This window comes from Rhizobium sp. 42MFCr.1 (genome assembly GCF_000377185.1).
In the GTDB taxonomy this organism is placed as follows: domain Bacteria; phylum Pseudomonadota; class Alphaproteobacteria; order Rhizobiales; family Rhizobiaceae; genus Rhizobium; species Rhizobium altiplani.
In genome coordinates, this window is sequence record NZ_KB897819.1 from 315,399 (window position 1) to 336,419 (window position 21,021).

23 protein-coding genes and 1 other RNA gene are annotated in these 21,021 nt (G+C 61.7%); 10 read left to right on the forward strand and 14 right to left on the reverse strand.

The features are described 5' to 3' along the window. Positions 1 to 122 precede the first annotated feature (122 nt). The 7 genes from C934_RS0103880 to rimP form a co-directional block, all read right to left on the reverse strand. Positions 123 to 974, reverse strand: a complete 852-nt coding sequence (locus C934_RS0103880; RefSeq protein WP_018855383.1) for an alpha/beta fold hydrolase — start codon at positions 972 to 974, stop codon at positions 123 to 125. A gap of 124 nt (positions 975 to 1,098) precedes the next feature. Further along, positions 1,099 to 2,031 (reverse strand): tRNA pseudouridine(55) synthase TruB, encoded by a 933-nt coding sequence (gene truB, locus C934_RS0103885; protein WP_018855384.1) that lies wholly within the window; start codon positions 2,029 to 2,031, stop codon positions 1,099 to 1,101. Between the two features lie 12 nt (positions 2,032 to 2,043). After that, positions 2,044 to 2,454 carry a 30S ribosome-binding factor RbfA gene (gene rbfA / locus C934_RS0103890; RefSeq protein WP_018855385.1) on the reverse strand — a complete coding sequence of 137 codons (411 nt, stop codon included), beginning with the start codon at positions 2,452 to 2,454 and terminating at the stop codon, positions 2,044 to 2,046. Positions 2,455 to 2,529: 75 nt separating this feature from the next. Beyond that, positions 2,530 to 5,253 carry a translation initiation factor IF-2 gene (gene infB / locus C934_RS0103895; protein ID WP_018855386.1) on the reverse strand — a complete coding sequence of 908 codons (2,724 nt, stop codon included), beginning with the start codon at positions 5,251 to 5,253 and terminating at the stop codon, positions 2,530 to 2,532. Between the two features lie 101 nt (positions 5,254 to 5,354). Beyond that, positions 5,355 to 6,044, reverse strand: a complete 690-nt coding sequence (locus tag C934_RS0103900) for an RNA-binding protein (protein WP_018855387.1) — start codon at positions 6,042 to 6,044, stop codon at positions 5,355 to 5,357. After that, entirely contained in the window at positions 6,044 to 7,648 is a 1,605-nt protein-coding gene (nusA, locus tag C934_RS0103905) for a transcription termination factor NusA (protein WP_007798988.1), read from the reverse strand. The genes C934_RS0103900 and nusA overlap by 1 nt, the downstream gene beginning before the upstream one ends. A gap of 60 nt (positions 7,649 to 7,708) precedes the next feature. Further along, positions 7,709 to 8,314, reverse strand: a complete 606-nt coding sequence (gene rimP / locus C934_RS0103910; protein WP_018855388.1) for a ribosome maturation factor RimP — start codon at positions 8,312 to 8,314, stop codon at positions 7,709 to 7,711. A gap of 228 nt (positions 8,315 to 8,542) precedes the next feature. Between rimP and C934_RS0103915 the strand changes: the two genes are divergently transcribed. Both C934_RS0103915 and C934_RS0103920 read left to right on the forward strand, forming a co-directional pair. Further along, positions 8,543 to 10,174 carry an MFS transporter gene (locus C934_RS0103915; RefSeq protein WP_018855389.1) on the forward strand — a complete coding sequence of 544 codons (1,632 nt, stop codon included), beginning with the start codon at positions 8,543 to 8,545 and terminating at the stop codon, positions 10,172 to 10,174. Between the two features lie 8 nt (positions 10,175 to 10,182). Beyond that, positions 10,183 to 10,638: a GNAT family N-acetyltransferase gene (locus C934_RS0103920; RefSeq protein ID WP_018855390.1), complete on the forward strand. Its 456-nt coding sequence runs from the start codon at positions 10,183 to 10,185 to the stop codon at positions 10,636 to 10,638. Positions 10,639 to 10,645: 7 nt separating this feature from the next. On the opposite strand, the gene C934_RS0103925 is transcribed toward C934_RS0103920, so the two are convergent. Further along, positions 10,646 to 11,899, reverse strand: coding sequence for a lytic murein transglycosylase (locus C934_RS0103925; protein WP_018855391.1), 1,254 nt, complete (start codon positions 11,897 to 11,899; stop codon positions 10,646 to 10,648). An 8-nt stretch (positions 11,900 to 11,907) separates the two neighbouring features. Continuing rightward, complete coding sequence (recR, locus tag C934_RS0103930; protein WP_018855392.1) at positions 11,908 to 12,513, reverse strand: recombination mediator RecR; 606 nt, start codon at positions 12,511 to 12,513, stop codon at positions 11,908 to 11,910. Between the two features lie 56 nt (positions 12,514 to 12,569). On the opposite strand from recR, the gene C934_RS0103935 reads away from it, so the two are divergent. Continuing rightward, positions 12,570 to 13,193, forward strand: coding sequence for an MOSC domain-containing protein (locus tag C934_RS0103935; protein WP_018855393.1), 624 nt, complete (start codon positions 12,570 to 12,572; stop codon positions 13,191 to 13,193). On the opposite strand, the gene C934_RS0103940 is transcribed toward C934_RS0103935, so the two are convergent. Continuing rightward, on the reverse strand, positions 13,190 to 13,726 hold the full coding sequence (locus tag C934_RS0103940) for an RBBP9/YdeN family alpha/beta hydrolase (RefSeq protein WP_018855394.1): 537 nt from the start codon (positions 13,724 to 13,726) through the stop codon (positions 13,190 to 13,192). The two genes, C934_RS0103935 and C934_RS0103940, sit on opposite strands and share 4 nt — an antisense overlap. A 109-nt stretch (positions 13,727 to 13,835) precedes the next feature. Between C934_RS0103940 and C934_RS0103945 the strand changes: the two genes are divergently transcribed. Next, positions 13,836 to 14,318: an Lrp/AsnC family transcriptional regulator gene (locus C934_RS0103945; RefSeq protein ID WP_018855395.1), complete on the forward strand. Its 483-nt coding sequence runs from the start codon at positions 13,836 to 13,838 to the stop codon at positions 14,316 to 14,318. An 83-nt stretch (positions 14,319 to 14,401) separates the two neighbouring features. Further along, complete coding sequence (locus tag C934_RS0103950; protein ID WP_018855396.1) at positions 14,402 to 14,929, forward strand: DUF992 domain-containing protein; 528 nt, start codon at positions 14,402 to 14,404, stop codon at positions 14,927 to 14,929. Position 14,930: 1 nt separating this feature from the next. On the opposite strand, the gene C934_RS0103955 is transcribed toward C934_RS0103950, so the two are convergent. From C934_RS0103955 to ffs, 4 genes are all read right to left on the reverse strand, one after another. Next, positions 14,931 to 15,542: a LysE family translocator gene (locus C934_RS0103955; protein ID WP_018855397.1), complete on the reverse strand. Its 612-nt coding sequence runs from the start codon at positions 15,540 to 15,542 to the stop codon at positions 14,931 to 14,933. Between the two features lie 72 nt (positions 15,543 to 15,614). After that, positions 15,615 to 15,938 carry a YbaB/EbfC family nucleoid-associated protein gene (locus C934_RS0103960; protein ID WP_018855398.1) on the reverse strand — a complete coding sequence of 108 codons (324 nt, stop codon included), beginning with the start codon at positions 15,936 to 15,938 and terminating at the stop codon, positions 15,615 to 15,617. 22 nt (positions 15,939 to 15,960) lie between these two features. Beyond that, a complete protein-coding gene (locus C934_RS0103965; protein WP_018855399.1) occupies positions 15,961 to 17,829 on the reverse strand; it encodes a DNA polymerase III subunit gamma/tau in 1,869 nt (622 codons plus the stop codon). A 46-nt stretch (positions 17,830 to 17,875) separates the two neighbouring features. Then, positions 17,876 to 17,972: signal recognition particle sRNA small type (gene ffs / locus C934_RS33450), an RNA gene on the reverse strand. Between the two features lie 88 nt (positions 17,973 to 18,060). Here ffs and C934_RS0103970 point away from each other — a divergent pair. The 5 genes from C934_RS0103970 (at position 18,061) to C934_RS0103990 (ending at position 20,907) form a co-directional block, all read left to right on the forward strand. Then, positions 18,061 to 18,471 carry an HIT domain-containing protein gene (locus C934_RS0103970; protein ID WP_026371535.1) on the forward strand — a complete coding sequence of 137 codons (411 nt, stop codon included), beginning with the start codon at positions 18,061 to 18,063 and terminating at the stop codon, positions 18,469 to 18,471. Further along, a complete protein-coding gene (gene nudC / locus C934_RS0103975; RefSeq protein ID WP_018855401.1) occupies positions 18,468 to 19,436 on the forward strand; it encodes an NAD(+) diphosphatase in 969 nt (322 codons plus the stop codon). Before C934_RS0103970 ends, nudC begins: the two co-directional genes overlap by 4 nt. Before the next feature lie 18 nt (positions 19,437 to 19,454). Further along, the gene (locus tag C934_RS0103980) at positions 19,455 to 20,138 is read left to right on the forward strand and encodes a helix-turn-helix transcriptional regulator (RefSeq protein ID WP_018855402.1); all 684 of its coding nucleotides are present in this window, start codon (positions 19,455 to 19,457) and stop codon (positions 20,136 to 20,138) included. A gap of 69 nt (positions 20,139 to 20,207) precedes the next feature. Next, entirely contained in the window at positions 20,208 to 20,435 is a 228-nt protein-coding gene (locus C934_RS0103985) for a hypothetical protein (protein WP_018855403.1), read from the forward strand. A gap of 103 nt (positions 20,436 to 20,538) precedes the next feature. After that, entirely contained in the window at positions 20,539 to 20,907 is a 369-nt protein-coding gene (locus tag C934_RS0103990) for a VOC family protein (RefSeq protein WP_018855404.1), read from the forward strand. The last annotated feature ends 114 nt before the right edge of the window (positions 20,908 to 21,021 follow it).

Here is a 21,021-nt window from a genome sequence, read left to right on the forward strand (position 1 = left end):
CAAAAGCCGGGATGTCGTCCAGCTTCGGCCGCGAATGCATCCGGGCAGAGCCCGATTGCTGGCGCTGCGTATAAACCAAATGCGCTGCAATTGAAAGAGGCATGCCGCAGATGGCCGATTCGTCACTTTCCAGCTATGGCATCGCGGATCATGGCATTGTAGCCCTCTGGATCCTGCAGCATGGCGAAGTGGCTTGCGTCCTTGAGGATCACCAGCTTCGAACCTGGAATTTGTTTGGCCATCATCTCGGTATGGTCGAGCTTGATTGCCTCGTCGTGGTCGCCGATCGTCAAGGTGACGGGTACCTTGATCTTGCCGAGGTCGTCGGCTGTCCAGGCAGGCTGGCTTCCCCACATCGCGGAGATCTGGGTGACGAAAGCATCATACTCGTTCGGCGTCGGCGACAGCTTCTTGTAGGTCTCGCCGGACGCATCGATGTAGCCGCTGAAGGTCTTGTTGGTCATGACGTCGGCTTTGACGCCGTCCGTCGTCACATTCGCCGCCTGCGCGATCACGCGCGTCAGCTTCTCCGGGTTCTTCATCGCCATGTCGATGCCGATGATGCCGCCATCAGACCAGCCGACCAGGGTGACCTTGTCTAGCTTCAGATAATCGAGCAGAGCGACATAGTCGGAGGTCATCAGATCATACCCGAACGGCTGCTCGCTGCGCGTCGAGCGGCCATGCCCGCGGCTGTCGGCGACGATCACCAAATGATCCTTGGCAAACTCGGCCACTTGATAGCCCCAGACATCGGCGCTGCCGAGTCCGCCGTGGATGAACAGCATCGGCTCACCCTCGCCGTATTCGGCGTAGTACATCTTGATGTCGTTGACGGGGGCCATGCCGCTCGTCTTTGCGGTCGGCATTGGCTGGAAGGCTGGCAACGTTGCCCAGCGCTCCGCGGAATAAGCGTTGGCGGCTATCAAAACCGCGGAGAAGAACATCAGGATGCCGGCTGCAAGTCTGCGCATAACTGTCTCCCTGATCTGAAGGACCCGACGGCCCAGATCAGGGAAACATATCTCAATGCCGAGCATTGACAATTGCTATCTGTGGTTTGGCCGACCCACCGCAAAACCGGAGGTTTAACGATCCTCAGCCAAAGACCCGCTTTGGGCGGAACTCGCCCTGACCGATCTCGCCGATCGCGATCAGCTTGCCGCGGGACGTGGCATAGGCTTCGCTTTCGGCAACCGGCGCATCGCGACCCCGCACGAGGATCGGATTGCCCATCTTCAAACGATGCGCCTGGTCGTCATTGACAACGAGGTGCGGCAGTGAGGAGAGCGCTTCGCTGGTGTCGATTAGCAGGGCATCCAGCGCTGCAAGCCGTTCGTCCGCGTCTTCGACCGCCTCGATCGCGACGAGATCGGCAAGTGGTATCATGGTCTCTTCGGCAAAGGGCGCGACAAAGCTGCGACGCAGGCCGGAGATATGGCCATAGCAGCCGAGCTCGCGGCCGAAATCGCGCGCCAGCGCACGCACATAGGTACCCTTGCCGCATTCGACTTCGAAATGCGCCGTATTGGCATCCTGGCAGGACAGCAGCGTCAGGCGGAAGATCTCGACTTCGCGAGAGGGGATTTCCACTGCCTCACCGTCGCGCGCCAGATCGTAGGCGCGCTCGCCTGATATCTTGATGGCGGAAAACTGCGGCGGAACCTGGCTGATCACACCGGTGTACTTCGGCAGGAGGTCGCGGATCTGCTGTTCGCTCGGGCGCTTGTCGGAGCTCTGCGTTACATCGCCCTCAAGATCGTCGGTTGCGCGCTCCTCGCCCCAGGTCACGGTGAATTCGTAGATCTTGCGACCGTCCATCACGTAGGGAACGGTCTTTGTCGCATCGCCAAGGGCGATTGGCAGCATGCCCGAGGCCAGCGGGTCAAGCGTGCCGGCGTGACCGCACTTCTGCGCCTTGAACAGCCATTTGATCTTGGAAACGGCTTCGGTGGAGCCGAAATCGACCGGCTTATCAAGGATCAGCCAACCCGAGATCGGGCGGCCCTTCGGTTTACGTGGTTTGGACATCAGTCTCTTCTACTATTCTTCTTCGGTATCGCCGTGATCGAGATCGCGGCTCACCTCAGGCGAGCGCAGCAACTCGTCGATCTTCTTGTAATTGTCGAAGCTCGTATCGTCGCGGAAGCGGACCTCCGGCATGTACTTCATCTGCCGAAGCTGCGACCCGAGGCGGCCGCGAATGTATTTTGCATTGCGGTTCAGCGCGCCAATCACCGCATCATGATCCGTTACACCAAGTGGCGTCACATAGGCCGTCGCGATCTTCAGATCGGGCGACATGCGGACTTCGGAGATGGAAATGACGGTCTTCTCGATCACGTCATCGCGCACTTCGCCGCGCTGCAGAACCTGCGTGATCGCGGCGCGAACCTGCTCGCCGACGCGCAGCATGCGCTGCGAAGGTGCGGAGGTTGTTGGTCTTGTTGCCATTTTTCTTTGCCTCAAAAGGTTCGGGCGCCGGCCTCAGTTGATCCGGCGCCCGTCCAAATTTCCAATATCACACGATCAGAGCGTACGGGTGATGTGCTCGACGCGGAAGCACTCGATCGTGTCGCCGGCGCGGATGTCTTCGTAATTCTCGAAAGCCATACCGCATTCCTGGCCGGAATGCACTTCCGAGACTTCATCCTTGAAGCGCTTGAGCGTCTTGAGCTTGCCTTCGTGGATGACGACGTGGTCGCGGACGAGGCGAACGCCGACACCACGTTCGACCTTGCCTTCGGTAACGCGGCAACCCGCGACCTTGCCGACTTTCGTGATGTTGAACACCTCGAGGATCTCGGCATTGCCGAGGAAGGTTTCGCGACGCTCTGGCGACAGCAGGCCCGACATCGCTGCCTTCACGTCATCCACCAGATCGTAGATGATGTTGTAGTAGCGGATTTCAATGCCCTGGCGCTCTGCCAGCGTACGAGCCTGTGCGTTCGCACGGACGTTGAAGCCGATGATCGCGGCGCCAGATGCCTCGGCAAGCGAGATATCCGATTCCGTCACACCGCCGACAGCCGAGTGAACGATGCGGGCACGAACTTCGTCCGTACCGAGCTTTTCGAGTGCGCCGGCAATCGCTTCAATCGAACCCTGCACGTCGCCCTTGATGACCAGCGGGAACTCCTTGACGCCTGCGGACTGCAGCTGCGTCATCATCTGTTCCAGCGAGCCGCGCTGGCCCGAATGGCGGGCGGCAGCCTTGTCGCGAGCGAGGCGCTGACGATATTCCGAGATCTCGCGGGCGCGGCTTTCGTTTTCGACGACGGCGAACTTGTCACCTGCCTGCGGCGTGCCGGAAAGGCCGAGCACCTCGACCGGCATGGCCGGCGGGGCTTCCTTGACATGATCGCCCTTGTCGGTGACGAGGGCGCGGACACGACCCCAAACATCGCCGGCAACGATGATCTGGCCGGGCTTAAGCGTACCGTTCTGAACCAGAACGGTGGCAACCGAACCACGGCCGCGATCGAGCTGGGCTTCGATGACCGTGCCTTCCGCGGTGCGGTTCGGGTTGGCCTTGAGGTCCAGGATTTCGGCCTGCAGCAGGATGGCTTCCAGCAGCTTGTCGAGGTTCAGGCCCGTCTTGGCGGAAACTTCGACGTCAAGAACTTCACCGCCCATCGATTCCACGAAGACTTCGTGCTGCAGGAGTTGCGTGCGCACCTTCTGCGGATCGGCGGTCGGCTTGTCGACCTTGTTGATCGCCACGATGATCGGAACACCAGCGGCCTTGGCGTGGTTGATCGATTCAATCGTCTGCGGCATGACGCTGTCGTCAGCGGCAACGACCAGGATCGCAATGTCGGTCGCCTGCGCACCACGGGCACGCATCGCCGTGAAGGCGGCGTGGCCGGGGGTGTCGATGAAGGTGATCTTCTGACCGTTCTGCTCGACCTGATAGGCGCCGATATGCTGCGTGATGCCGCCAGCTTCGCCGGCAACCACGTTGGCATGGCGGATGGCATCGAGCAACGAGGTCTTGCCGTGGTCAACGTGGCCCATGATGGTCACAACAGGCGGACGCGAAACGCGATCGCCCTCTTCGTCGGCAACGTTGAAGATACCGAGTTCGACGTCGGATTCCGAAACGCGCTTGACGGTGTGGCCGAATTCGCCGGCGATGAGTTCAGCGAGGTCGGCGTCGATGACGTCGCCCGGCTTCATCATCTGGCCTTCCTTCATCAGGTACTTGATAACGTCGACCGCACGTTCGGACATGCGCTGCGACAGTTCCTGGATGGTGATGGTCTCCGGCAGGATGACTTCGCGAACAACCTTTTCGCGGGTTTCCTGCATCTGGCTGCGGCGGAACTTTTCCTGGCGGCGGCGCATGGCGGCCATGGAACGGCCACGTGCCGTGCCATCTTCGTCGACGCCGGCAGTACCGATCGTCAGCTTCCCGCGGCGACGTTCGTCGTCGGTCTTTGGACGTGTCGTCACCGGCTTTGCCGGTTCCGGGCGTACGACGCGACCGCGAGCGGGTACGCCGCGCGGGGCGCCGCGGTCCTCATCTTCGCTGTCACGGCGACGAGCGCCCGGCGCTGCGGCCGCGGCCGGAGACGGCCTCGCGGGAGCCGCGGACGGCGCCGCATCGGGGCGGCGTGCGGGCGGAGTCTGGGCCTGAACACGCGGCGCTTCAGTGCGCGCTTCGACCGCAGCGGGTGCGGGAGTTGCAACGGCCGTGGCAGCTTCGGCAACGCGCTGAGCCTCTTCGGCAGCGCGACGCTTAGCCTCTTCGGCTTCCGCGGCCTGGCGCACAGCCTCTTCGGCGGCGCGGCGCTTTTCTTCCTCGGCGCGGCGAACCGCATCCTCGGCATCGCGAACTTGTGCCATGGCAAGCGCGCGCCGGCGGGCATCCATTTCTTCCGGCGAGAGGTGGTTCAAGACTACCGGACGCGGACGATCCTGCTGGCGCGTCTGCGAAGACGGCTGCTGCGGACGTGACTGCTGGCCACCGGACGGATGAATGCGTGGGGCAGGGGCCTGCGGTGCGCGCGGCTGATGCGCGACCGGGGCCGGCTCGGCGGCACGGGCGGGCGCCGCCGCAGTGCCCGGCGTAATCGGGCGCTCGTCTTCCGGACGCATCGGACGCCGCTTGCGGGTCTCGACAACGACCGCCTTGGTGCGGCCGCGGCCCATATCCTGGCGCACGGTGCCCTGGCTCATGCCCGACGGCTTCAGGGTCAGAGTCTTCTTGCCCGGTCCGTTCAGTGTCTTGTCGTCATTGCTATCGGTCATTCGTTCCCGTTCCTTCGGACAGGGAGCGATGACGTCATCAGGCCCTGTCAATCAAATATGTCGATCAATGATCTGGGGACCGGACAAGTCCGGTGACCGCATCATTGTTTTTGCCGGCCAGCGCCGCCCGCTGCCCGGGACTGACCGCCATTGCGGTACTGTTCGAGCATCTTTGCGCGCTTCACTACACCCTCACCCGCCTGCCCTGCAAGCACTGCAGCATGGATAAAAGCGTTCTGGCCCATCAGGCCTTCCATTTCGCTCTCCGAGAAGAGACGGTAGGAAGGTACTTCCTCCTCGGTCTCCATTCCGAGGTGCCAGGCCTTGCGGGCCTGGTCGATTTTTCTCACGCCATCTTCGGCGGCATTCGTTGCGTGGAACACGGCGATCGCGGCTCCACTCCTGACTGCGGCATCCACTTTCGCGGAGCCGGTAACGAACTGCCCCGCCTTGCGAGCCATGTTCATCATCTGCATCAGCTGCTGTACGAGCAGCGTATCGACGGTTTCGCCGAGCTCGGCTGCCGCCTTCACATCCGCTTTCAAGGCACGCGCAAAGAGCTTCTTCGCCACGGCCTTGTCGACCAGCGAGCGATCGATCTTGACCCAACAGCCGCGTCCCGGAAGCTGGCGCTTCAGGTCGGCGACCACAGTCCCATCAGGAGCAGCAACGAAGCGGATCAGCTCATCCTGCGATCCGCTTTCGCGCGTCACGATGCACATGCGGCCATTCACGTCATATCCTGCAAGATCGTCGTCCTCAGGAGAAACGCTCGGCTCACGCGCGGACATTATACTTCCTGCTCGGCCTCGGGAGCTTCTTCAGCTTCCGCGTCCTTTGCGAGGTCTTCCTCGGTGATCCAACCAGCCGCGAGGCGGGCCTGGACAACCATCTGCTCCGCCTCGACGCGCGAAACGTCGAACTTGGAGAACAGGCCTTCGAACTTCTTGGTCTCGCCGTTCTTGCGCTCGCTCCAGCCGACGAGATCGTCAGCGGCGCAGCCGGCGAAGTCCTCGATCGTCTTGATGCCGTCTTCGCCGAGCGCGACCATCATCTGAGCGGTCATGCCGTCGATCTGACGCAGTTCGTCGGAAACACCGAGCGCCTTGCGCTTCTCGTCCATTTCGGCTTCCAGGCGCTCCAGATATTCGCGGGCGCGCGTCTGGATTTCCTGTGCGGTGTCTTCGTCAAAACCGTCGATCGAGGCAATTTCGTCGAGATCGACGTAAGCCAGTTCTTCAACTGCCGCAAAGCCTTCCGACGCCAGAACCTGGCCGACCATTTCGTCAACGTCGAGCGAATCCATGAACAGGTTGGTGCGCTCGTTGAATTCCTTCTGACGGCGCTCGGATTCCTCGGCTTCCGTCATGATATCGATGTCCCAGCCAGTCAGCTGCGATGCCAGGCGGACGTTCTGGCCGCGGCGGCCGATGGCCAGCGACAGCTGCTCGTCCGGAACCACGACTTCAATGCGCTCTGCATCTTCGTCGAGAACGACCTTGGCGACTTCAGCCGGCTGCAGGGCGTTGACGACGAAGGTCGCCGGGTCCTGCGACCACGGAATGATGTCGATCTTTTCGCCTTGTAGTTCGCCGACGACGGCCTGAACACGCGAACCGCGCATACCGACGCAGGCGCCGACCGGATCGATCGAGCTGTCGTTCGAGATCACGGCGATCTTGGCGCGCGAACCCGGATCGCGGGCAACCGACTTCACCTGGATGATGCCGTCGTAGATTTCAGGCACTTCCATCGTGAAGAGCTTGACCATGAACTGCGGATGCGTGCGCGACAGGAAGATCTGCGGGCCGCGCTGTTCACGACGAACATCATATACGTATGCGCGGACGCGATCACCATAGCGGACGTTCTCGCGCGGGATCATTTCGTCGCGGCGGATGATGCCTTCGCCGCGGCCGAGGTCGACGATGACGTTGCCATATTCGACGCGCTTGACGGTGCCGTTGACGATTTCGCCGACGCGATCCTTGAACTCGTCGAACTGGCGGTCGCGCTCGGCTTCACGAACCTTCTGAACGATAACCTGCTTGGCGGACTGAGCAGCGATACGGCCGAAATCCATCGGCGGCAGCGGATCGGCAATGAAATCGCCAAGGGCTGCATCCGGGTTGCGGTCGCGGGCCAGCTCAAGTGGAATCTGGGTCGAATAGTCTTCGGCCTTGTCGACAACTTCGAGCAGACGCTGAAGACGGATTTCGCCGGTCTTCGGGTTGATGTCGGCGCGGATGTTGGACTCGGTGCCGTAGCGGGAGCGCGCTGCCTTCTGGATCGCGTCTGCCATTGCGGCAAGTACGATCTCGCGGTCGATGACCTTTTCGCGCGCCACTGCATCTGCGATCTGCAGAAGTTCGAGCCGGTTCGCACTGACTGCCATTGTCTTATCTCTCCGTCTTGGCGTCCCGGGTTCCCGTCCGTGGAGCCACAAGTTGATCGGTTATTCTTCGTCTTCCGCTTCGTTCTGGTTCGCGGCCTCTGCCTTCGCCAGCTTGTCGGCGCGCAGGGCATCACGGATCAGATCGTCGGTCAGAATGAGCTTTGCATCGGCGAGAGCCGTGAACGGAATAACGATATTCTGCTCTTCACCCTCGGAAACCTGGTCACGCTCGAGCGTGAAACCGTCTGCGTCGGTCGCAACGATCTTGCCACGGAAGCGCTTGCGGTTGCCGACCATGATCGACGTTTCGCACTTCAGAAGGTGTCCCTGCCAGCGCACGAAATCGGATTTCCGCACCATCGGGCGATCGATACCCGGCGAAGACACTTCGAGATGATACTCTCTATCGATCGGATCTTCCACATCGAGAACCGGAGAAACGGCCATCGAGACCTCTTCGCAGCCTTCGACATCCATCGTTCCATCATTGCGTTCGGCCATGATCTGCATGGTGGCGCCGTTCTGGTTGAGCATGCGTACACGGACCAGGCGATAACCCAGGTCGATGAGCACAGGCTCGACGATGTCGGCAAGGCGCTGGTCGAGACCGGTCTCGGTGATCAGCCGCGGCTCAAGTTCATTGTCTGCTTTCGTCGGATCCGACAAGCGATACGCTCCTCGCAATTTCATGCTTTTTGGATGATCGCGGTAATAAAAAAGAGCGGGTCCTTGCGGCCCACTCTTCATCAAAACGATCAAGATTTGAGAGCCATATAGGCCCGTTTTCAAAAAATTGCAAGGTCCGTCGCCAACCTTCGGCCCAATGGGCGCCCGAGGTAGCCAGCGGCGTCATTCAGCATATATTGGCTCCGAGGACCGTCATCGGGAGGGATCGTGCCTTACACTTCGTCGACACTGGCGCCGCTACGGCACGAAACCTACCGGAGGATCTGGTTTGCAAGCCTCGCTTCGAACTTCGGGGGACTGATCCAGGCGGTCGGCGCCGCCTGGATGATGACGACCATCACGGCATCGGACAATATGGTTGCGCTCGTGCAGACATCGACGGCACTGCCAATCATGCTCTTTTCGCTTGCATCGGGCGCCCTTGCAGACAGCTTTGATCGCCGCCGGGTGATGCTGATTGCGCAATATTTCATGTTTGCGGTTTCGGCCGTGCTCAGCATCTCCGCCTACTTCGGCTGGCTTTCGCCCTGGCTGCTCCTCTTTTTCACCTTCCTCATCGGCTGCGGCACGGCGTTGAACAACCCGTCCTGGCAAGCCTCGGTCGGCGACATGGTGCCGCGCGTGGATCTGCCGGGTGCGGTGACGTTGAACAGCGTCGGCTTCAATATCACCCGCAGTGTCGGACCCGCGATCGGCGGCGCCATCGTCGCCGCTGCCGGCGCGGCTGCAGCCTTTGCCGTCAATACAGTGAGCTACTTCGCGCTGATCTATGCGCTGCGGCGCTGGAAGCCGACCCCGCCGGCCTCGACCCTCCCGAGGGAGACGCTCGGCAGCGCCGTCTTTGCCGGCCTTCGTTACGTGTCGATGTCGCCCAACCTGCAAAAGGTGCTGCTGCGCGGGCTCGTCTTCGGGATCAGCGCCAGCTCGATCCTTGCACTGCTGCCGATCGTGGCGATCAACCTTGTTGTCGGCGGTCCGCTGACCTACGGCCTCATGCTCGGCTCTTTCGGCATCGGCGCCATCGGCGGGGCTATCCTGAACGACCGGCTGCGCGAACGCTTTTCGAGCGAGGCGATCGTGCGGATTTCCTTTACCGGCTTTGCGCTGAGCGCAGTGATCGCCGCTTCCAGTCCGATTGCCGCGCTGACCTGTGCCGGGCTGGTGATCGCAGGCGCATGTTGGGTGCTGGCGCTCTCGCTGTTCAATACGATCGTGCAGCTGTCGACGCCGCGTTGGGTCGTCGGCCGCGCCCTGTCGCTCTATCAGACGGTGACCTTCGGCGGCATTGCCGGCGGCAGCTGGCTCTGGGGCGCGGCAGCCGACCGCTATGGCGTTGCCAATGCCCTGCTCATCTCGGCCTTCGTCATGCTCTTCGGCATCGTCATCGGCCTGCGCTTTGCCATGCCGGCCTTTGCCTCGCTCAACCTGGACCCGCTGAACCGCTTCATCGAACCGGCGCTCGGCCTCGATATCACGCCGCGCAGCGGTCCAATCGTCGTCCAGATCGATTACGAAATCGCAGACGCGGACATTGCCGACTTTCTGGCCCTGATGGGCGAGCGGCGACGCATCCGCATTCGCGACGGCGCGCGCAATTGGGCGCTGATGCGCGATCTCGAAAAACCGGGCCGGTGGACGGAGACCTACCACGCGCCGACCTGGGTCGAATACATCAGGCACAATCAGCGCCGCACGCAGGCCGATGCGGAAAATATCGAACAGTTGCGGGCGCTCCACCGAGGCGAAGAACTGCCGCAGGTGCATCGACTGATCGAGCGCCAGGCCATTCCGCCCAGCGATGACGTCTTCTACAAGGCACCGATCGACCTGCATCATTGAGGCAAGACATGCATTCCTTCCGCCCCGCGCGCCGTTCGGATCTGGCTGATATCATTGGCTTGCTCGCCGAGGACGACCTCGGCAGCGCGCGCGAAATCGTTTCGGATCCGCCGGATGCGAGATATGTCGCTGCGTTCGATGCCATCGAAGCCGACGCCAATCAGCTGCTGGCGGTCGCGGTGGATGGGCGCGATCGCGTCCTCGGCTGCTTGCAGCTGACTTTCATTCCCGGCCTGTCCCGAACAGGTGTTTGGCGTGGGCAGATCGAAAGCGTGCGCGTCGCCAAGAGCGCGCGTGGCACGGGCCTAGGCTCCGATTTCATTGAATGGGCTGTTGCACGCTGCGCCGAGCGCGGTTGCGGTTTGGTACAGCTGACCTCGGACAAATCACGGCGCGACGCCATCCTTTTCTACGAGAAACTGGGATTTGTCGCGAGCCACGAGGGGCTGAAGCGCAACCTCTAGGCTCTAGCTACTTCAACCTTCCGATCATCGATGCCTCGGGATAGCAGGTCGGCGTCAAGCCGTTTTTCTCCTGCCACTGGCCGATGGAACGGCGGGTCTTGTAACCGGGGAGACCATCGGAGCCGCCGACGTCGTATCCCTTTTTCTCCAGCGCCTTCTGCATCGTCGCGACGTCGGAGCGCAGCATTTTGCCGACATCGCCCCAAGGCCCCTGGAAAGCCCCGGACCCATAGGCGATGCGATCGGCCAGGTTGCCGATAAAAAGCGCATAGAGGTCGGAGTTGTTGTATTCCTTCAGCACGTAGAAGTTCGGCGTGACGACAAACTCCGGACCGTCGCGCCCAGCAGGGACGAGCATCATGCCGGACGCCTTGCCCTCGCCGGAAGGGAAAGCCTTGCCTGATATGCGCGTGATACCGAGTGAGACCCAGTGCGACACGGGCTTGGCGAGGTCCGGCCCCTCTTGCGCGCAGGATACGCCATCGGGGATGCTCACTTCGTATCCCCAGCCACGACCGCGCTGCCAGCTCTTCTGGGCAAGGAAGTTCGCAATAGAGGCAAGCGTATCGGGAACCGATGTCCAGATGTTGGGGTGGCCGTCGCCATCGAAATCGACCGCATATTTCAGATAGCTGGTCGGCATGAACTGCGGCTGGCCGAGCGCGCCGGCAGATGACCCCTTGAATTCGGCCGGCGTCGCGTCACCGCGATCGATGATATGCAGAGCGGCGAGCAATTCGGTGCGGAACATGTCCTTGCGCGTCGACATAAAGGCCTTGGTCGCCAGCACCTCGATGGCGGAATTCGGGATCTTGGCAGCCCCGAAGCCGGTTTCGCGCCCCCAGACGGCAAGGACGATCGAGCCGGGAACCCCGTAGGCTTTTTCAATCTTCTTCAGCGTCGAGGCATATTGCGCGGCAAAGCCGCGGCCGGTGCTCCCCAGCCGCTTCAGCCGATCCTCGTTGAAGTACGGCGCGGGCGAGGAGAATTCGGCCTGCGTCTGCTTCTGTTCCTTGGCAGGTGGGAAGCCGGGAGGGGCGAGATCGGTCAAGGTCCAGTTCAGCTCGACGCCCGCAAAGGCTGCTTGAAACGCCTTCTCGGAAATGCCATTGCGCTGCGCCTCCGGCCAGAGATCGGCCCTGACCCACTTTTCGAACTGCGCTTCAACATCGGCCTTGGAAGCGGAAAAAGCTGGCGGGCCCGACAGTGCCAGCAGCGCCGCCGTCGCGATCAAGAGGCGCCCGAAAATGCGCTTGCTCATGCTTCCCCCTAGATTGCCGTGCGGGCTCTGAGCGCCGCCTGCAGCGTTCCTTCATCGAGATAGTCGAGTTCGCCACCGACCGGGACGCCATGGGCAAGGCGCGTGATCTTGACGTTCAGTCCGGTCAGCTGGTCGGTTATATAGTGTGCTGTTGTCTGCCCCTCGACGGTGGCGTTGACCGCGATGATCAGTTCGCGGATGCCGCCGGCCGTGACGCGCTCGATCAGGCCGCGAATGTTGAGATCATCCGGGCCGACGCCATCCAAGGGAGACAAGGTGCCACCGAGGACATGATAGGCGGCGTTCAGCGCGCCGGCGCGCTCCAACGCCCATAGGTCGGAGACATCTTCGACGACGATGATGACGGACTGGTCGCGCCGGTCGTCCGTGCAGACCGTGCAGGGATCTACCGTATCGACATTGCCGCAGAGAGAGCAGATCTTGACCTTGTCGTAGGCCTCGCCCATAGCGTTCGACAGCGGGCCGAGCAGTTGGTCTTTCTTCTTGATGAGATGCAAGGCAGCGCGGCGCGCGGACCGCGGACCGAGGCCGGGGACCTTTGCCAGAAGCTGGATCAGTTTTTCGATTTCGGGGCCGGTGACTCGCTTTGCCATGAGCGGTTATTAGCCCATATGCTGCAAAAACGGAAACATGTTGGGAGCGCCGCTTGATGAAAATCCTCGCCGTCTGCATCGGCAGTGCCGAGCGGCTGCCCGGCAAGAGCTACAAGACGGGCATCTACAAGCATCCCATCACCGGCAGCGTGCTCGTCGATGCGGAGGGCGTGGTCGGTGATGCGATCTGCAACCGGAAGCATCATGGCGGCGTCGACCAGGCCGTCTATCTCGAGGGGTCGCTGACGCTCGACTGGTGGTCGAAAGAGCTTGGGCGGCCGATCGTGCCAGGCACATTCGGAGAAAACCTGGTGATCGACGGTCTCGACAACCGCTCCGTTTCGGTCGGCGATCGATTCATAGCCGGCGATCTTGTTCTGGAGGTTACCAGTGCGCGCATTCCCTGTGCGACCTTTGCCGCCCGGATGGGCGACCCGCGGTTCGCCAAGCGCTACGCGCGAGCTGCCCTGCCGGGCATCTATTGCCGGGTGCTTCACGGTGGAGCAATCACCGCCAGATCAACGGTCGACTATCAGCCTTATGACGGCGAAAAGGTTACGATGCCGGAGATGATCGCCACCTTTGGCAAGACCCTCGCCGCCCAAGATCGCAACCGCTATCTGGCGGCTCCGATCCACTACAAACTTCGGAATATTCTGGAAGTGCAGGCCGGCGCCTAGCGCAAGCGCACCTCAAGGGCCGCCAAAGCCGCCCGTCCCTCCGGCCAATCGCCAAGCCCACTGGCTCCGTTGATGTGACCGCGGGCACCAATATTTGTGAATTGGCTACCCCACTCATCAGCCCTGGCACGTGCGTAGTCGAGCGAACCGTACGGGTCGTCGCTGCTGGCTACGACAAGCGAGGGGAACGGAAGCGCCCCGAGAGGTGTTTCGGCAAAGCCGGCTGCTTCCGGCGGGTAGGCTGCGGCGCGCGGGTCCGGCGGCGCGACGAGCAAGGCGCCGCTGGCGCGATGCCTGGCCCGCCGTGCCCAATGCGCCACCAGCAGGCAAGAGAGACTATGGGCAACGAGAATCGGTTCGGCCTCCGCCTGCCCGACTGCCCTGTCCAGCGCCTCAATCCAGTCCTCAAGGTCCGGCTGATCCCAACTCGAGGGTGAAAAGCGCCGAATGCGACGGTCGGCCGTCTCCCATCGGGACTGCCAATGGGTTTCGCCAGACCCGCCAATGCCGGGCACCGTGATGATTTCTCTCATCGCTTCCTTCCTGTTGCTCGACGGACAAGTTGCGCGAGAGGGGCCGCAAATGACATAAGAAATCATCGGCAAAGTCATCGCTCAGCCGATAGATTAAAGGCGGGCATTCATGGCCGATTTCATGAGCCGACAACTCGACCCAACTGACATGATGATTATCGAGATCATGCAGGCTGATGGGCGCATTTCCGTTTCCGAGCTGGGGCGCAAGGTCGGCCTGTCGCAGCCGGCAGCCTCCGAGCGGCTGAAACGCCTGGAGGAACGGGGGATCATCAAAGGCTACGGCGCCCGTATCAATACCGCGGCGCTCGGGCTGGGCATGATGGCCGTGATCCGGCTACGCACCACCCACGAACATATCCGCACCTGCCTCAAGCAATTTGCCGACATGCCGCAGATCATCGAAGTTTTCAGGCTGACAGGAGAGGATTGCTTCGTCTTGAAAGTCCTCGTCCCTTCGCCCTCCGAGCTTGAAGTCATCGTCGATAGCATCGCGCGCTATGGTGCGGTCACCACCTCGCTCGTCTTGCGTGGGGAGCCGACCAAACCCGTCGGTCGCGAACTGATGAAATTGGCGCGAAACCACGTCTGAGGTGATTTCAACGGCTGCCACTTGCTGACGAGAAGGAGCCTCCTAGTTTTTCATCCACGGGGTGCAAATCGAAGGAGGCTCGCATGTCCATCGCAAGACTTATCGCGGCGGCAGTCATCGCCGCAACGGCCACTACCTTCCTATCAGCAACGCCGGCTGCAGCCCGCGTCAAGGTCGGCTCGTTGGGCTGTGATATTTCTCCCGGATTCGGCGTCATCATCGGCTCGAAACGGACGCTAAACTGCATATTCACGCCGTCCTCGCCCGATCGACCAAGCGAACGCTACACCGGCACGATCACCAAGTTTGGTGTCGATATCGGCGCTCTCGCTGGCGGCGGATTGATCTGGCTCGTCTACGCGCCGACAAACCGGCTCGACGGCGCCCTGCAGGGCAGCTACTCCGGCGTCGCAGCCAATGCGACGGTCGGCCTCGGCGTCGGGGCGAATGTCCTGATCGGCGGTTTCGAGGGCTCGATTGCTCTGCAACCTGTCTCGGCTGAGGGCACGTCCGGTCTCAACATCGCGGCAGGCGTTGCCAATATGATCCTGACCTGGGTGCCGCCGGCACCACCGCCACCAGCTCCCAGGCGGCATGTGTCACAGCGATAGCCTAGCGCATCGCGATCGCCAAAGCGGCGCCGGCCATCGTTCCGGCGCTGGCGCGGTTGGCCGCGCGAATAGCACGACGGCTCCTCAGGAAGCGCCGGGCTTTGGCAGCAAGCAGCGTCCAACTGAAGTCGATGAAGATCAGCACGAAGAGCATGGTGGCCACGAGTTCTGCCCAACCGACGATCGTTACCCCGCGAACGTCGATGATCGAGGGCAGCAGCGCCATGTAGAACATCATGATCTTCGGGTTGCCGAGCGTCACCGTCATGCCGGCGAGGAAAAGCCTTGTGGGTGATTGCGCCTCGGGCAACGCTTCGCCATCACTATCGGGCGACGCGAACCACATTTTCCAGGCAAGATAGAGCAGGTAGCAGACGCCGAGCCACTTGATGGCAACGAAGGCATAGTGGAAGGTTTCGGCGATCGCCGCCAAGCCGGCGACGGCGCAGGTCAGCCAAATTGCTTCGCCGAGCCACATAGCTGACAGGAAAGGCAGAACGTCACGGGCGCCCTTGGAAATCACCCGGGCGACGAGTGCGGCAACGCTCGGACCGGGAGAGCCGGCGGCCACGAACAATGCGCAGGCAAAGACAAACAGACTGGTCAACGTCATCGGCAATCCTCCTGTTGCGTGACGGAAGCGATGCCAGCGCAGCTGACACCGCTCTCTTGGTCTACCGGCTGGTCAGAACGGCATCTTGAAGCCAGGAGGAATCGGCAGGCCGGCGGTCAGCGCCTTGGTCTTTTCGGCAGCGGCGGCTTCCGCCTTGTCCTTGGCATCCTTATGCGCGGCAACGATCAGGTCTTCGAGGATTTCGACATCGTCTTCCTTGAAGAGGGACGGGTCGATCTTCAGGCTCTGCATCTCGCCCTTGCCATTGAGGATCACGGTGACGAGACCGCCACCCGACTTGCCTTCCGCCTGGAGTTCGGCGATCTCCGCCTGCATCTTCTCCATCTTGGCCTGCATTTCCTTGACTTTGCCCATCATGCCCATGATGTCGCGCATCGTCTCGCTCCTTCTCGATACTCTAGAAAATTATGTCGTCGCCGGGCAGGATGTCGCCCTCTTCGGATTCGGCAGCGGCAGGCGCCTTGACTTCCTCTTCCTCTTCCGGCTCGGGCGCCCTTACGCGGACGTCGATGATCTTGGCGCCCGGAAACTGGGCGAGGATCGCCGCCACATCCGGATCTTGGCGCGCGTCGCTGACCTGCTGCGCCTTGGCGTTGGCTTCGGCCTCGACGATCGTCGGCTGAGCTTCCTCGCGGCTGAGGCTGACGATCCAATGGATGCCTGTCCAGTCCTTGAGCTTGACAGCCAGTTCGTTCAGCAGCGTACCGGGGGCGCCTTCGGTCAGATTGACGTCGAGGCGGCCGGGCTCGATGCGAACCGGGCGTACGAAGTTGCGCACCAGCGCCTTGACCTTCACATCGCGCTTTTCACCGGCCAGATTGGCGATATCGGTGATCGAGTTTACCGAAACCAGTGGTTTCGGCGCCTCGGCCGGCTTCGTCTCGACGCGGCCGACCGGCACGTTCTGCGGGTCGGGATTAGGGACGGCGCGCAGCATCGCGGTCGGGCCGGCGGGCTCCGGGCGCGGGATCGACTCGGTCGATCGTGCCGCCAGATTGCCTTGATAGTTCACCGTTGCGCCGCCACCGCCGTTGCCCGATGGGACGGATGGACGGCCGCCACCGTTCGTCTCGGAAAACTCCGCGAGGCGACGGGCGGCGTCTTCCGGCGCCGGCAGATGGGCGGCATGTGTCAGTCGGATCAGCACCATCTCAGCGGCGCCGGCCGGGCGCGAGGAGCCTTCGGCTTCCGGAATGCCCTTTAGTAACATCTGCCAGATGCGCGACAGCGTCGTTACCGCCACGCTCTGCGCGAATTCGGCGGCCCTGGTACGTTCGATTTCGCTGAGCGAAGGATCGTTAGCGGCATCCGGCACGTATTTCAACCGCGTGACCAGATGCGTGAAATCAGCGAGATCGGTCAGCACGGCAACGGGATTGGCACCGGCTTCATACTGGCTTTCGAATTCGCCGAGCGCTGCTGCGACATCGCCTTTTACGATATGATGAAAGAGATCGACGATGCGGGCGCGGTCGGCAAGGCCGAGCATCCCGCGCACCGTTTCCGCCAGCACCGCGCCGCCGCCATGGGCGATCGCCTGGTCGAGCAGCGAGAGACCGTCGCGCGCCGAACCTTCGGCGGCACGGGCAATCATCGCCAGGGCATCCGGCTCCGCCTCGATGCCTTCCTTCGATGCGATCGTGGTAAAGAGCCCAACGAGATCGGAGGCACTGATGCGGCGCAAGTCGAAACGCTGGCAGCGCGACAGGACGGTGATCGGGACCTTGCGGATTTCGGTGGTAGCGAAGATGAACTTCACATGCTCCGGCGGCTCTTCGAGCGTCTTCAGCAGGCCGTTGAAGGCCTGTGTCGAGAGCATGTGCACTTCGTCGATGATGTAGACCTTGTAGCGCGCCGAAACCGGGCGATAGCGCACCTGCTCGATGATCTCGCGGATATCGTCGATACCCGTGTGGGATGCAGCGTCCATCTCGATGACGTCGACATGCCGGCCTTCCATGATCGCCTGGCAATGCTCACCCGGGATCCGCAGATCGATCGTCGGCTTGTCGATGTCAGCGGTCTTGTAATTCAGCGCGCGAGCGAGGATGCGGGCGGTCGTCGTCTTGCCGACCCCGCGCACGCCGGTCAGCATGTAGGCTTGGGCAATACGGCCGGTCTCGAAGGCGTTGGTCAGGGTCTGAACCATCGGCTCCTGGCCGACCATCAGATCCGTGAAATCCTTGGGGCGGTATTTGCGTGCCAGCACCCGGTATCCGGTGCCCGTCGAGGCGGCATCTTGTGACTGTCGCTCGGTGTCGCTCATCGCCCTGCTTATCACCCGGACCGCCCGAGCAAGAATGGAGAGAAAGGTGGGAGGCTGGCACGATGACCCGTGCCGGGCTCGTTAGGGCTGCTTCCTTCCGGACCTGACCCGGTTGGCGAGTGGCTCGTCCACCACCAACCTCCCGGATGCACATATCGGCAATATCGCCATCAAAAGCAAGCCAAGCTCAAAAAAAACTGCTAGCCTCAGGAAAACATGGAGGAATGCCTGTTGGACGAATTCAAACTCGACCGTCGGCTGGAGAGCGATAGCGACCGAGTTATTCAGACCGGGCTCTGCGATCTCAGGCTGTCGAAGGACGCCCGCTGGCCGTGGCTGATTCTCGTGCCACGCAGAACGGATATCAGCGAAGTCTTCGAACTGACGCCCCTCGATCAGGTGTTGCTGACATTCGAGACGGAGATGGTCGCCTCCGCCCTGAAGAAGATCACCGGCGCCACAAAAATCAATATTGGGGCCCTTGGCAACATCGTCCGTCAGCTTCATGTTCATGTCATTGCCCGCTTCGAAGGCGATGCCAATTGGCCAAATCCCGTCTGGGGTTTTGGCAAGGCTGAACCTTACGCGGCGGATAAGAGAGATGACCTTATAGAGAAGTTGCGGGAAGCCCTTTCATCATGAGCCGTTCGCTTTTCGATTCGGATGTTCCGCATCCGGAACCCAGTAGCCTGACTGCCTTCGCAGCCAATGACCTGATCCGTGATTCCGAACATCGCGACGAGACATCCGTCGACAAGGCGCTTGCCAAGGAAGGAACGCATATCTTCGCCTTTGCCGGCGACAAGCTGGTCTTGAAGCATGACGGGCAGGTGCTTGATCCGCTGTTTGCACGCTACGAGCTGAAGGACCTGCGGCCCAACTGGGATGAGACCGTCCTGCTCGGCTATCGAAAAACCGGGGAGCCGCGCCTTGCCGTGCCGGTGGGTGTTCCGGAAGAAGAGTTGGCCAGCCATTACAAGCCTTCGGATGGCCGTTCGCTATTTCGCGAGATGCTGATCGACGAGGTTCTACTCGGGGAGTTTGCGCAGGGAGCGAGCCTCATCCGCTGGAACCGCGACAACAAGTTCTGCGGCCGCTGCGGCTCGACCATGGAGATCCATATCGGCGGCTACAAGCGCGTCTGCACAGCCTGCGGACATGAAATCTTCCCGCGCACCGACCCCGTCGTCATCATGCTCACGATCGACGAGGAGCGCGATCTCTGCCTTCTTGGCCGCAGCCCGCATTTCGCTCCGGGCATGTATTCTTGTCTTGCCGGTTTCGTAGAACCGGGTGAGACGATCGAGAACGCTGTGCGCCGTGAGACGCTGGAAGAATCCGGAATTCATACCGGACGGATCCGCTATCACGCTTCGCAACCCTGGCCGATGCCCCATACGCTGATGCTTGGCTGCTTCGCCGAAGCCAAGTCCAAGGACGTCAAGTACGATACCCAGGAGCTGGAGGACTGCCGCTGGTTCACGCGTGAAGAAACGCTTGAGATGCTTGAACGCCCCGGCGTGACCGGCAAGGCACCACCGCCCAAGGGGGCGATCGCCCATCGGCTGATGCGCGATTGGATAGAGTGGAAAAGCAATAAGGCCTGAGAGAACGAGGCCCCTGACATGGCACGCTCCGAACGCCTTCTGACGTTGCTGCAAACCCTGCGGCGCTATCGCCGGCCGGTCAGCGGCGCTGTGCTTGCCACCGAAACTGGCGTCAGCATCCGCACGCTTTATCGCGATATTTCGAGCTTGCAGGCACAGGGCGCCTTGATCGAAGGAGAGCCAGGTCTCGGCTACGTGTTGAAGCCGGGTTTCATGCTGCCACCGATGATGTTTTCGCAGGACGAGATCGAGGCGCTCGTCCTCGGTTCGCGATGGGTTGCGCGTGCCGCCGATCCACGCCTTGCCGCCGCCGGCGCCGATGCCCTCGCCAAGATCGCCGACGTGCTGCCGCAGGAGATGCGAGACGAGATCGAGACCTCGACGCTGCTCGTCCATCTCCGACCGCCCGTTGCCGACAAGGCTGATCTCAGTGCCATTCGCAAGGCGATTCGCGCCGAACGAATCCTCAAGTTGACCTACTCGGATGAGGGCGGAACCGTCTCCGTCCGCAATATCTGGCCTTTCGCGCTGAGCTATTTCGAGCAGGTGCGGGTTGTCGTTGCCTGGTGTGAATTGCGTCAGGATTACCGCCACTTCCGCACCGACCGGATCGTCGAAATGATCCCTCAGGACGGCCGTTATCCGCGCCGGCGCGCGGTCCTGCTCAAGGAATGGCGAGACCAGCAAGATATTGCATCCTGACCGCGACACTACTGCCATAAACTGACAGTGGTCAGCGCTATTATCGGTACCAATCCAATAGGAGGACCGATGATGATGAGCCTGAACCTGAGCCGATCTACGCGCGGCAACCATGCTGTCGACGAGACCTCTTCCGATGCAGGATATCCGCAATCCACGCTGCTGCGCATGATGCTGAACGCGTCGCGCCAGATGGCGCATCGCAGGTGTTCGCGCCTCGATCCGGACACCATGCCCGAGTGGAAGAAACGCGATCTCGGCTTCGTCGATTGGGGCAGCCCCTGCCACGAAGGCTAGCCGCACACGACACAACTCCCAAGACGCATGACCGACCGCCGCCGCTGCCAACGAGGCGGCGGCGTTTCTTCGCCTGCCACCCTGTCACAACGAGGACGACCCGATGAACAGCCCGAACCTCATCATTCTCTACGTCAAGGACCCGGCCACAAGTGCCGGTTTCTACCGGTCCTTGCTCGGCCGAGAGCCTGTCGCCGAAGCCCCGAACTTTGTCGCCTTCGCGCTTGATGGCGGCTTCACGCTCGGCCTCTGGCGGCTGAGCAAGGTTACCCCGCAGCCATCCGCTACGGGCAGCCGCGCCGAGATCGCCTTCATGGTTCCCGGCGAGAACGGCGTGTCGACGCTTTACGAGGATTGGCGCAAGCGCCAGTTGCCGATCGCGCAGGACCTTACGGACATGGATTTCGGCCCGACCTTCGTCGTGCTCGACCCGGACGGCCATCGCCTGCGGGTGTGTGAGCCGGACAAGTAAATCACAAAGAAAAGGGCGCCCGAAGGCGCCCTCAGACTGCTGACAAACCCGTCGATATTTTCGGCGGGTTTGTTTTTTGGACGTTGGTTGTTTTAGTTGGGTTCTGAGGCGGGG